Below are 11,765 nucleotides of genomic sequence, written 5' to 3'. Positions count from 1 at the left end.
TGCTTCTGAAGCTCTTGCTTTTCCTCTGACGTTAGATAGTTTCTGACTCCCATGGCTTATTCCAGAATTTTAATGTATTATACGCAGTTTAGATGACTAACAGCTTAACAACGCTACGGAAGAGTTGCTGGCTATTTCCACGGTACAAGGACAAAACTTGGGGTGAGGGGCTGAAAGCCTTCTGTGTGGAGGGGTTGACAGACTGAGGAAGAGGGAGGCGAGCTAGAGATTAGCACAACCTTAGCCAGACCCTCCCCATGCCTCAGATGAACCGACTTCAAGCGGCCCTGCGTGCTCATCTGCCGTGGCATGGTGCCCGACTGACCTTTCTCGCCCTGTTTCTGGTGGCCCTCTTCCGAGTTGACACGGTGAACTTGGATCAACGGTCGTCGGTGTTGGCCAACCGGGCGAAACCGGAGTCGAACTACAAACGTCTGACTCGGTTTCTGCGGGAGTTTCCGGTGGATTTCGACGATATGGCGCGGGCGATAGTGAGTTGGAGCCAAATTTCTCAGCCCTGGACCTTGAGCCTCGACCGCACTAATGGGTCGTTTGGTTCCGTTCATTTCAACATCCTGATGCTGGGCATCGTCCATGAAGGGGTAGTCTTCCCGGTGTTCTGGACGATGTTGGACAAGCGGGGCAACAGCAACCGCACCGAGCGCATCGACCGACTGGAGCGCTTTAAGCGGGAGTTTCTGAACGCCAAGGTGCGATGTTTGATGGGCGGCACTGGACTGCTAAGGTAGGACACCTTGTAGGGTGCTTGCTATACAAGGGTTATAGACAACGAGATATCAGGGATCCTACTTTTAGGAACCAGTGCCCTAAGTTATACTCTGAATCAAAATCAGGCTAGTTATGGATAGGAATAACCAGGATAATCCTGCTAGCAGCAATGGTTTTAGTCCTAGATTCACCAGCTTAGATAGATAGGTTTCTAGGCCCATGGCGGCGAGGGCCATACAGAGCAGGACTTGGTTGACCTGGGCCACGGCAGTCTTGAGGGCAGTGGGGAAAATCTGCAAACTATTCAGCAGTACCAATCCAGCAAACAACAACACAAACCAGGGAATTGGTAGGGTTTTAGGAGTGCTGCCAACGGATTGGGAACCACGGGCCTGCCAGCCTAACCCCAGCAGAATCGGCACAATCAACAGCACCCGGGAGAGCTTGGCAACGGTGGCAATGTCGCCGCTGGCGGTGCTGTGCTGAAAGGCGGTGGCAATCACCTGGGCCACTTCGTGGATAGAAGCGCCGCACCAGAGGCCAAAGGTTTCGGGCGAAAGCTGTCCCAATCCGGCGATTAGGGGATAACTCACCATGGCCAGGGTGCCGAATCCGGTAATGGTGGCGATGGCGTAGGTCATATCTTCTTCGGAGCCATCCACCACCGCATTGGTGGCCACGATGGCCGAAGCCCCACAGATGGAGGTGCCCGCCGCAATTAGCCGCGTCAGTTTGGGGTTCACCGACAAGCGCTTGCCTAGCCAGGTTGTCAAGTAAAAGGTGCCGACGGTGCTGGATGTAATGATGATTAACCCCACGGGGCCAACGGCTAGGATCTCTGCCATGCTGAGCCGCAGTCCCAGCAAAATCACCGCCAGCCGCAGAATACGCTTCATGGCGAGCTGAATGCCGGGACGATAGACCGCAGGTAGGGGCAAGGTTTGACGCACCGCAATTCCCAGCAGTACCGCCACCAGCAATGGGTTCAGCAGCTTAATCCCTACACTATGGCTCAGGTGGCCAATGCCCAAGGCCATGGCCGCCAGCAGTCCGGTTAACCCCAAGCCAGGAAGCCAAGCTTTAATCTGATCGGCCCAGGAGAGCGAGGTGAGTTGCGGAGCGGAAATATCAGTTTTTTTTGCAGACGCTTTCATAGTGCAGTCCTTCAACGTGGGCGAAAGGGTGCGATGGGATAGGTGAATGATGGAGGGGAGATCGGGCGTAGGTCAGCGGATGGCCATGTTTTCGTAGGCCCTCACCCCCAGCTCCTCTCCCAATTTGGGAGAGGGGAGTCAGAAAGCTTGGGAATAGCTGTCGCGCAATCTAAGAAACTGGCTGTTTTGGACTGCCGGAGTCGAAAAAGCTAAATCAAGGTGCAGAACAGCTACACCACGATGGCCAATAGGGAAAACACCAGCAGCAGAGCCAGTACCACTTGGCGAAACAGCCGTTCATCAACGCGCTTGAAGCACATTTGCCCCAGAATGAGGCCCAGGCCAAAGGCAGGTGCTACGGCCAAAAACAGCCGCCAAACGGCGTTAGATAGCAGCCCACTCAGCCAAAAGGAGATCAGGGCAATGGCCTGGGTAAAGGCAAAGAAGATGATGAAATTGGCCCGATTAGCCGCTGCGGCATTGTTGCCCGACATGGAATACAGCACGATGGGTGGGCCACCAATTCCGGCCAGCCCGGTCAGAAATCCACTCACGGCTCCGACAAAGGAGGTCAAAGACACATGGGCTTGGTTGTAGTGGCTTTTGCCCGTCCACAGCAGCCAAACGAAGGCCAGGATGATGCCGCCCATCAGCTTACGCATCAGCATCGGCTCTAACCAAGCCAGGAAATATGCCCCCACGGGTACCATCACCATGGCACTGAGGGTTAGGGGAAACACCTCGCGCCAGAGGGTTTTGGGTACCGCAGCGGGCACCAGACCCACCCCGGCAATGGTTTCCAGCAAAATCACCGTCACCACCGCTTGCTGGGGCGAGAAAAAAAGGCTGAGGGCAGGGGCGGCAATCATGGCGGAGCCGAACCCGGAGAAACCACGGGTGAATCCGGCGATGGCCACAATACCCACACTCACCAGCCAGACCCCGATACCCATGATGCTTCTCTGCCAGACGAAATGTTGTTTCAGACGCAAGATTAGAAAAGGATCCCCACGGTATCAGCTTGGTAACAGGAGTGAGGTGGGATTGGGGATCCGAAAGCTTCAAAATCTAGGAACTTGTAGATTGAGCGGTGCGACGGCAGAACCTTTGCCCTCTCCCTAAATCCCTCTCTCATTTTGGGAGAGGGACTTTGAAAGGCGTTCCGGCTCCCCTCTCCTCCCTGGGAGAGGGGTTGGGGGTGTAGCTTGCTTCCCGCAGGGTGGGCAAAACTGAGGTACAACGTATTTCACTACCAGCATCCATCTCGCCACACCCAACCTACGCGTTGGCCGTTGCCAAGGATGGAGCGGCCTCAACCGTGGCCCCAAAGGTGGCGTTCAACCCCTGGGCAATGTTGCCGAAGATTTGGCTCAGTGGGGCATCGGGCGCACAGAGGGGCAGAGGCACTCCGGCATCGCCCTGGGCACAGACACGGGGGTCGATGGGCACCTGGCCCCAGAGGGGAACGGAGAGTTCCGCCGCCATTTGGGCACCGCCGCCGCTGCCAAAGATGGGAGTGGGTTCGCCGCAGTGGCCGCAAAGCAGATAGCTCATGTTTTCCACCAAGCCCAGCACGGGCACCCCCACCTGGCGGAACATGTGGACGCTGCGCCGCACATCGGAAATGGCCACCTGCTGAGGGGTCGTCACCATCACCACGCCGCAGATGGGGCTTTCTTGGACGATGGTGATCTGGGCGTCGCCCGTGCCGGGGGGCAGGTCAATCAGCAGATAGTCCAGGTTGCCCCACTCCACATCATGGAGAAACTGGGTGATGATTTTGTGCATCACTGGGCCACGCCACGCCAGGGGATGATCCCGTTCCGCCAGCAGCCCCACGGACATGAGCTTGATGCCGTGGGCTTCTAGGGGCACAAACCGCTGGCCGCTGGGGGTGTCGATCACCTGCACCTGAGACTGGCCCAAGCCCAGCATTTGGGGTACATTGGGGCCGTAGATGTCGGCATCTAGCAAGCCCACTTTGGCCCCGGTTTTGGCCAGGGCAGCGGCTAGGTTCACCGCCGTGGTGGATTTGCCCACCCCCCCCTTGCCGCTGGAGACTGCCAGGGTGGTGCGTACCCCCGGAATGGTGCAGAGTTCGGCGTAGGCTTTTTTGCACCAGGGCAGTTGGGCCAGGGTGGTTTGCACCAGGGCTTGTAGATCCAACTGGTGCCGCCCCACGTACAGCCGCAGATAGACGTAATCGCCCACCACCCGAAGGTTTCGCACCATGCCCAGGCTCACCAAGTCGGTGCCTAAGGTGGGTTCTTTGAGGGTTTTCAGCAGAGCCACCACCTCGGATTTACGGCCCAATTCCTCTGGGCTGGGGGGCGCTTCGGCGGGGGCAGCATCGGCCCGATGGAAGGGGGACGCATGGCTAGACATGGGAGGCCTCCGGCATAGACTTCTGGATGGCATCGATGGCCCGCTGGGAGAAAATCCGCACATCCATATCGGGGTCGTGGAGGGTTTGGTGCAGAGCGGGCAGGGCATCGGGGTTGGAAAGCTTGCCTAGGGCAGTGGCCGCATCCCGGCGCACATCGGAGTAGTCGTCGGTGAGCGCTTTGATCAGGGCAGGCATGGCCCGTTCATCGGCCACCTTTTGCAGGGCACGGGCCGTAAACTTCCGCACCTGCCACTCCGGATCCTCCATCGCCTGCACCAAGGCCGGGATAGACTGAGCCTCCGCCAGCAAATCGAGGGACTGAGCCGCATTGCGCCGCACCTGCCAGTCGGCATCGTTGGTCAGCAAATCGCACAGCAGCGCCACAACGCCCTCATCACTCAGGTGCCCCAGGGTGAGGGTCGTCGCCCGTCGCACCGCTTCAACGGGATCTTTCGCTAGGGACAAGGCAGGCTCGCACCGCACCACCTGGTTCAGGTAACGCAGGGTGGTCACAGCGGCTTCCCGCAGGTCGGGATTTTCCGACTGGAAGAAGGGCAGAATGTAGGGTAACGCCTGGGCATCGTGGATTTTCCGCAGCAGCACCAGCACGTTCAGTTGGGCGTGAACGTTACCCGTTTGCAGCAAATCCAGCAGCTTCATCAGGTCGTTGGTCGAAACCAATTCCTTTAGGGCTGAAAGTGCTTCATTCCGTACATTCTCATGGGCCGAACCCAGACAGTCCATCAGCGGATTAATGGCTACCGGATTGGCAAATTCCCACAGGCTGGTGATGGCTATTTCTTGCACCATGGGACTTTCGTCGTACAGCGCCCCAATTAACGGTTCAATGGCATCTTCATCGCCCAGGTGTTGCAGGGTTTTCACCGCCACCAAACGCTCATCGAGTTCGGTTGATCGCAGCATTTCAACCCATTGGGCAACTTCGGGATCCATATCCGTGGAATACATAAGGCAGGTGTCCTAAATGACGGCAAGGAAAAGGAGAAGAAAAGAGGGAACAGGGGATAGGGAACAGGGAATAGCAAGAGAAATCTATCTGTCACCTGTCACCTGTCACCTGTTACCTAAGCAAGAAGGGAATTTGTACCGTAATCGCCCCGGTAGGACATTCCTTTTCGCAGGGTAGGCAGAACCAGCACTCGTCGTATTTCATGTAGGCTTTGCCCGTTTCGGGGTTTTTAACCAACACATCTAAAGGACAAACTTCAATACAAGCCACACATTTTTCAAGACATTTCGATTCGTCCACAATCACCGGGACATCCACACGCTGAGTCGTCAAAGCCATAGCAAAAATCCTGAGATTTAATCAAGGTAAACAAGGGTTTCTCCGGCTCCCCTCTCCTCCCTAGGAGAGGGGTTGGGGGTGAGGTCTTTCCGGCTCCCCTCTCCCTGTGGGAGAGGGGCTGGGGGTGAGGGCCTACCGCACGGCTACGTCGTAGACTTCTTCCTTCAAATTCACGTCTACGATGTAGGGTTCTACGGCACGCTTAAACAGTTCCATGTCGCCGTTTTCGCCCTTCTTTAGGTTGACGTGGCAGAACCATTCGTCATCGTTCTTTTCGGGATAGTCGAGCCGATAGTGGTACAAACCCCAGCGGGTTTCCTTGCGGAAGAGGGAGGCGCGAGCCGCCATTTCGGCACAGTCGCGGATGAAGTGGACTTCCATGCAGCGCATCAGTTCGTGGGGGTCGCTGGCTCCCATCAGGTTGAGGGTGTCTTCGTAGGCCACAAACTTTTCTAGGCCAATGTCCATGTTGTGGGGCGACTTGGGCGGTTGCAGGTAGTCGTTCACCAGGCGGCGCAGCTTGTATTCCACCTGGGTGTGGGGCACGCCGTTGGGCTGGTTCAGGGGACGATAGATGCGCTCCTGCTCGGCGGCGAGGAAGTCGGCATCGGGTTCTACATGCTCTAGGTCGCGCACGTAGTCCATGGCGTTTTCTCCGGCAATGCGGCCATAGACAAAGGCCCCAATCATGTAGTTGTGGGGCACACTGGCCATGTCGCCAGCGGCATAGAGACCGGGCACCGTGGTTTCGGCGCGTTCGTTCACCCACACCCCAGAGGCGCTGTGGCCGCTGCATAGGCCAATCTCGGAGATGTTCATTTCTACGCCGTGGGTGCGGTAGTTTTCGTTGCGGCCCTCATGGAAGCGGCCTCGGCTGGGGCGTTCGTTGTCCCACAGCACCCGCTCGATTTCGGAAATCGTGTCGTCATCGAGGTGGTACATCTTCAGGTGAACGGGGCCTTTGCCGGAGTGCAGCTCTTTGTAGACCTCCAGCATCATCTGGCCACTCCAGTAGTCGCAGTTGATGAAGCGGTGGCCCTCGGCGTTGGCGGTGTAGGCTCCGAAGGGGCTGGCCACGTAGGCGCAGGCGGGGCCGTTGTAGTCCTTAATCAGCGGGTTGATTTGGAAGCATTCGATGTTGGTGAGTTCTGCCCCGGCATGGTAGGCCATGGAGTAGCCATCCCCGGCATTGGTGGGGTTTTCGTAGGTGCCGTAGAGGTAGCCGGAGGCGGGTAGACCCAACCGACCGCAGGCCCCGGTACAAAGCACCACCGCTTTGGCCTGAATTACCACCATGTTGCCGTTGCGCACATCCAGGCCCACGGCTCCGGTGACGCGGCCATTTTGCACCATCACACGGGTCGCCATCACCCGGTTAGTAACGTTCACCTTGTGGCGCTTCACCTGGCGGGCGAGGATTTTTTTGAGATCTTTTCCTTCGGGCATGGGCAGCACGTATTTGCCCACCCGGTGTACCTGTTTGAGGTCGTAGTTACCTTCGTGATCTTTTTGAAATTTCACCCCCCAGCTTTCCAGTTCTTGAATGACTTCAAAGCCAAGGCGTCCAGTTTCGTAAACGGCTTTTTGGTTCACAATGCCGTCGTTGGCAATGGTGATTTCACGAACATATTGCTCTGGGGTGGAATTGCCGGGGATCACAGCGGTATTGACGCCATCCATACCCATGGCAATGGCACCACTGCGGCGGATATTGGCCTTTTCCAAAATTAGCACATCGCTTTCTGGGCTGGCCTGCTTGGCTTTAATGGCGGCCATGGTGCCAGCGGTTCCACCACCGACTACCAAAAAATCCGTTTTTAGATACTGAATGTTCACTTAACCACGTCCTCAGCTTAAACGGCAGTGAAATTGAAATCTTTGTCGATGCATCAAGGCTAGGGATGATCGTTAGGGCTATCGGTAATCGCCCCTAGTTCTGCGCCTCATGGCTATAGTTTAGGAGACTCCGAAATAGTCATCAATACAGTTTGTAACGATGGCTACGGTTTAATCATCACAGCCTTCTATACACTCATAAAAAATATCTATCGAATCTCCAAAGTGTTATTCTTTCAAGGGTTTCAGCACCTTTAGGATGAACAACAGGAGCTAGATTCCTTTAAGATGGATAAACTTCAGAGCTACTCAAATTAGGGTCATTTTCCCTAGAGTCATCACGTTAAACGTGTCCCATAACATTGAGTTCATTCCTACGCGCCCAAGACGCCTAATGCCGTGGAAATCTATCAGCTTAAGGTCTTTCTAGAGGTGGCTAACTGTCTCAGCTTTACCGAAGCTGCCGACACCCTCAATCTGACTCAGCCAGCGGTCAGCGCCAAGATCAAATCCCTAGAAGCTGAGCTAGAAACGCCGCTGTTCCACCGTCTTGGTCGTCGCATTGAACTCACTCAGGTGGGAGAATATCTCCTCGCTGAAGGGCCACAACTCTTGGATATGGAGCAACGCCTAAAGGCCGACATTGAGGAAATTAAGCAGGGCAAACACAGCGCCCTCACCCTCGGTGGCATGGCGGATGTGATGGATCACTGGTTGCCCTCGGTACTGTACGACTATCGGCGCGTGTATCCGTCGGTGCAGACCCGTTGTGTGCAGTTTAATTCGGCGGAGGAACTGTATCGAGCCATTAAATCAGGGGAAGTGGATCTGGGTATTTCAGACCTCAGCTATGCCACCTTTGAGGATTTGGCAGAAACGACGATTGATTCGGTTCACTATTCCCTTGCGGTGTCCGCCAGCCATCGCTTAGCCCAGCAACCTTGGCTAAGTTTGCAGGAACTCAAGGATGAGTCTTGGGTCTTGCTGCCGGAGGGTTCGCCCAGCCGCATTATGCTGCAAAAACGAATGCAGGAATTGGGGCTGGACTTATCAGACTTTGCCCATGTGGAAGTGGTGGATTCCCTCAGTCAGGTGCGTACCTATCTGATGCAGGGGCATTACCTCGGTTTTGTGTCCGATTTTGAGCTGCATCTAGAAAGTCAGGCTGGGCTAATTCGCCATGTACCCCTAGAGGAATTTGCCCTCGGCAGTCCGCTGTTTTTGCTGATGGCTAAGCGCCTCAACCGTGCCCTAGAGGCTTCTATGGCGGGTGGATCTTCCCGGTCAAGCCTAGAAGCGGTGCGGCAGTTTGTAACGCTCCTCAAAACCCGCCAAACTCGTCCCCCATTTCCCGAAGCGATCTCGATGCCGCTGGCTCCTTCCCAGCCCGCCGAGAAAATTTCTAATCCTCTTTCTAATCCAGCTTCTAGGGTGCCCCAGTTCCAAGCTCCGAACTTTTTGGTGCGCTCGGTTTCCCCCGGCAATACGGATACGATTCGCCTCACTATCGGCACCCAAAATCGCACGATTCAAACCATTACCGCTGGGCTAATTATTCAGCGATTGGGCCTGCTAGAACATTTTTTGCCCCGCCACGGACGCTACAGTGGCACCCGCTACCAAATTCGCTGGGCCGACTATAGCTCCGGTGCGCCCATTGTGGAGGGGCTGCAAACCCAACAGATTGATATCGGCATTCTGGGCGACTATCCCCTGCTGCTGAGCGCCCTCCCCGGTGCAGCAGATTCGGCCTGCACCCGCCTGATTAGCTTTGTGGCCAGCAATCCCGACGGCACCGGGAACGACATCATCGTGCCCCAGCAGTCGCCGCTCCACGCCATCGAAGACCTGGCGGGACGGGTGATTGCGGTGCCCTTTGGCTCAGCGGCCCACGGCATGGTGATGCGCTCTCTGCACCATTGCGATCTGCTGGATGCCGTCACCCTCACCACCATCGATGCCTGCAACCACTGTACCCGCCGCCCCTCCAATGCCGCCAATAGCGCCATCGATGGCTACGCCTACTTCGCGCCGTTCCATGAAATTGCCAAACACAAGGGGCAATTCCGGCGGCTGCTGTCCCACCAACTCGACGGCCTGCCCACCTTCCACGGCGTGGTGATTCGCGACGAACTGGCCGACCAGTATCCCGAAATTGCCGTGGCCTACCTGCGGGCACTGCTCGCCGCCCAATATTGGTACGCCACCCAACCCATCGCCCCCACCCTGGTGAGCCGCTGGGTGAATATGGATGCCGCCATCGTCAGCAAAACCCTGCTATCCGGCACCAGCGACCCGATGGATGTGGTTTACCATTCCGAAACCCAACTGCGGCCCGATTGGCTCCAGGCCCACATTCACGCCCTCAGCCCCATTGCGGGGCAAGAAACCCTCAGCCACATCAACCTCAATGACTGGATGCAGCCGGAATTTCTCGCCGCCGCCATCGCCGCCCTTTAGGGATGACCCATCAACAGGCTTCCATGCTTTTCATGGTTTCTTCGCGGATGCAGTCGAAGACACGTCGGTGCAGGTCAATAAAATCCTGAGAAAGAGTGTCATCAAAGTGGCGAGGACGAGGCAAATGGACAGGAATTTCTGATTTAATTCGGCCTGGATGAACGCCCATGGTACAAATGCGATCACCGAGGAAAATGGCTTCTTCGATGTCGTGGGTAACAAAAATTACGGTGGTTTTCAGATCGTCCCAAATGCTCAGCAAAAGCTCCTGCATCATGTGGCGGGTCTGGGCATCGAGGGCAGCAAAGGGTTCATCCATTAACAATACCGAGGGCGAGTTGACCAAGGCCCGAATAATACTGGCCCGCTGCTGCATTCCGCCCGAAAGCTGGTGGGGGTAACTATTGCGGTGTTTGTATAGCCCTACCCGATTCAGATAATCATTTACCCGTTCCGTGCGCTCGGCCTTAGAGACACCTTGAATCCTCAGTCCCATCTCCACATTTTGAAAGGTTGTTTTCCAGGGCAAGAGAGAATATTGCTGGAACACAAAGCCTCGATCTGCTCCAGGGCGTGTGATAGGGGTTTGGTCTACCAATACATAGCCACTGGAGGGCTTAATAAAGCCCGCAATCACATTCAATAGCGTCGATTTACCACATCCCGATGGCCCCAGTAAACAGACAAATTCTCCGGGCTGAATGGAAAGCTGAATGGAATCCAGAACACAGTTTTCGTACTGCTTGCGGCGATAGACCACCGATAGTCCTTCCACCTGCACTGATCCCTTGAGGGTGGCTCGTTGTTCCTGTTCAATTTGATGCATCGTAACCATAAACTCTCCTTGCTAATCCGTCCTAATCAGTCCGTGGGTTAGTTGTTGATCGTTAGCTCTGCTTTTTAATTACCCGCCAAGGCATGAGAGCACGAGTCGCCTGATCTACTGCCCAGGAGCTAAAGGCTCCCATGAAGCCAATCAGCAACATCCCCATGACAATCGGTGGATAGTTAGAGGTCACGTAGGATTCCCAAGTGATGTAGCCAATTCCGTAGCGTCCGGCCAAAATTTCGGCAGTTACCAAGCAAAACCAGGCATTACCCATACCAATCGTGAGGCCGCTGGCGATGCTGGGCATGGAACCTGGAATCACGATGTCCTTAAAAATGTGCCAGGGATTGGCCCCTAAACATTGCCCAACTCGAATCAGTACGGTATCGCCTAGCGTACTTTCAACGCCTTTGATGGTACTAATCAGAATTGGGAAAAATGCGCCGATGAAGGTGATATAAACCATGCCACTTTCCGCATTGGGAAACATCAAAATGGCGAGAGGAATCCAAGCGACGGCTGGAATTGGGCGCAAAATTTCGAGGGGTGGCATCGTCAGATCCTCTACGACCTCAAACCAGCCGACTAGAACCCCTAGTAAGACGCCTAAAATAGAGGCGATAACATAGCCAATTAAGACCCTCTGAATACTAGACCAAAAGTGTATCCAGGGATTATTGGTTACAAAGTTAGCCGTGGCCTTTAGCACCTCCCAGGGAGAGGGGAGAAACTGAAAGTTAATAAAGAAATTGAAATTGATACTGCTGAGAATTTGCCAAATGCCAAAGAATAATACCAGCGATAGAACCTGACGCAGGGGCCGATTGTTCAACACTGTCTTTGCCACCACTGAACCAATCTGTGCCATATATCCCATGGGATTCGGCCTAGATACCGTAACTGCCATTATTTTCCTCTCAAAATAGAATAGGGTTAGGCCCCTAGGGCTACTGTACGGGGATGCTAAATCCGTAGTCTGTGTATTCTGCGTCACCTCAAAGGTGCACTTCATGCGGGGCAAACATTGGCCTCAGTCACCCCAAAGACCTAACCCAATGGACT

Annotated in this window: 10 protein-coding genes; 2 read left to right on the top strand and 8 right to left on the bottom strand. The window is 55.3% G+C overall.

Annotation, left to right across the window (positions count from 1 at the left end; translation table 11 throughout):
* Nucleotides 1-257: 257 nt before the first annotated feature.
* Nucleotides 258-749 carry a hypothetical protein gene (locus H6G62_RS16800; RefSeq protein WP_190497195.1) on the top strand — a complete coding sequence of 164 codons (492 nt, stop codon included), beginning with the start codon at nucleotides 258-260 and terminating at the stop codon, nucleotides 747-749.
* 78 nt (nucleotides 750-827) lie between these two features.
* On the opposite strand, the gene H6G62_RS16795 is transcribed toward H6G62_RS16800, so the two are convergent.
* From H6G62_RS16795 to H6G62_RS16770, 6 genes are all read right to left on the bottom strand, one after another.
* Nucleotides 828-1,883 carry a YeiH family protein gene (locus H6G62_RS16795; RefSeq protein WP_190497193.1) on the bottom strand — a complete coding sequence of 352 codons (1,056 nt, stop codon included), beginning with the start codon at nucleotides 1,881-1,883 and terminating at the stop codon, nucleotides 828-830.
* 230 nt (nucleotides 1,884-2,113) lie between these two features.
* Nucleotides 2,114-2,836 carry a sulfite exporter TauE/SafE family protein gene (locus tag H6G62_RS16790; protein WP_190497192.1) on the bottom strand — a complete coding sequence of 241 codons (723 nt, stop codon included), beginning with the start codon at nucleotides 2,834-2,836 and terminating at the stop codon, nucleotides 2,114-2,116.
* 325 nt (nucleotides 2,837-3,161) lie between these two features.
* Nucleotides 3,162-4,268 carry an Mrp/NBP35 family ATP-binding protein gene (locus H6G62_RS16785; protein WP_190497190.1) on the bottom strand — a complete coding sequence of 369 codons (1,107 nt, stop codon included), beginning with the start codon at nucleotides 4,266-4,268 and terminating at the stop codon, nucleotides 3,162-3,164.
* Complete coding sequence (locus H6G62_RS16780; RefSeq protein WP_190497188.1) at nucleotides 4,261-5,238, bottom strand: HEAT repeat domain-containing protein; 978 nt, start codon at nucleotides 5,236-5,238, stop codon at nucleotides 4,261-4,263. Before H6G62_RS16780 ends, H6G62_RS16785 begins: the two co-directional genes overlap by 8 nt.
* Before the next feature lie 112 nt (nucleotides 5,239-5,350).
* A complete protein-coding gene (locus H6G62_RS16775) occupies nucleotides 5,351-5,578 on the bottom strand; it encodes a ferredoxin family protein (RefSeq protein WP_190497186.1) in 228 nt (75 codons plus the stop codon).
* A gap of 132 nt (nucleotides 5,579-5,710) precedes the next feature.
* The gene (locus tag H6G62_RS16770; protein ID WP_190497183.1) at nucleotides 5,711-7,414 is read right to left on the bottom strand and encodes a fumarate reductase/succinate dehydrogenase flavoprotein subunit; all 1,704 of its coding nucleotides are present in this window, start codon (nucleotides 7,412-7,414) and stop codon (nucleotides 5,711-5,713) included.
* A 399-nt stretch (nucleotides 7,415-7,813) separates the two neighbouring features.
* Between H6G62_RS16770 and H6G62_RS16765 the strand changes: the two genes are divergently transcribed.
* Complete coding sequence (locus H6G62_RS16765; RefSeq protein ID WP_190497181.1) at nucleotides 7,814-9,874, top strand: LysR substrate-binding domain-containing protein; 2,061 nt, start codon at nucleotides 7,814-7,816, stop codon at nucleotides 9,872-9,874.
* Between the two features lie 10 nt (nucleotides 9,875-9,884).
* Here H6G62_RS16765 and H6G62_RS16760 read toward each other — a convergent pair whose 3' ends face one another.
* Nucleotides 9,885-10,709 (bottom strand): ABC transporter ATP-binding protein, encoded by an 825-nt coding sequence (locus H6G62_RS16760; RefSeq protein ID WP_190497179.1) that lies wholly within the window; start codon nucleotides 10,707-10,709, stop codon nucleotides 9,885-9,887.
* 52 nt (nucleotides 10,710-10,761) lie between these two features.
* Nucleotides 10,762-11,571, bottom strand: a complete 810-nt coding sequence (locus H6G62_RS16755) for an ABC transporter permease (RefSeq protein ID WP_199325064.1) — start codon at nucleotides 11,569-11,571, stop codon at nucleotides 10,762-10,764.
* Nucleotides 11,572-11,765: the final 194 nt, after the last annotated feature.

The sequence above is a fragment of the Phormidium sp. FACHB-1136 genome, assembly GCF_014697375.1.
In the GTDB taxonomy this organism is placed as follows: domain Bacteria; phylum Cyanobacteriota; class Cyanobacteriia; order Phormidesmidales; family Phormidesmidaceae; genus Nodosilinea.
Note: the sequence above shows the minus strand (reverse complement) of the source record. Positions and strands in the feature narration are given on the sequence as shown.

Bases quoted from the DNA above. Each gene is read 5' to 3' on its own strand.
- H6G62_RS16800 (WP_190497195.1), top strand. From the start codon at position 258: ATGCCTCAGATGAACCGACTTCAAGCGGCCCTGCGTGCTCATCTGCCG.
- H6G62_RS16795 (WP_190497193.1), bottom strand. From the start codon at position 1,883: ATGAAAGCGTCTGCAAAAAAAACTGATATTTCCGCTCCGCAACTCACC.
- H6G62_RS16790 (WP_190497192.1), bottom strand. From the start codon at position 2,836: ATGGGTATCGGGGTCTGGCTGGTGAGTGTGGGTATTGTGGCCATCGCC.
- H6G62_RS16785 (WP_190497190.1), bottom strand. From the start codon at position 4,268: ATGTCTAGCCATGCGTCCCCCTTCCATCGGGCCGATGCTGCCCCCGCC.
- H6G62_RS16780 (WP_190497188.1), bottom strand. From the start codon at position 5,238: ATGTATTCCACGGATATGGATCCCGAAGTTGCCCAATGGGTTGAAATG.
- H6G62_RS16775 (WP_190497186.1), bottom strand. From the start codon at position 5,578: ATGGCTTTGACGACTCAGCGTGTGGATGTCCCGGTGATTGTGGACGAA.
- H6G62_RS16760 (WP_190497179.1), bottom strand. From the start codon at position 10,709: ATGGTTACGATGCATCAAATTGAACAGGAACAACGAGCCACCCTCAAG.
- H6G62_RS16755 (WP_199325064.1), bottom strand. From the start codon at position 11,571: ATGGCACAGATTGGTTCAGTGGTGGCAAAGACAGTGTTGAACAATCGG.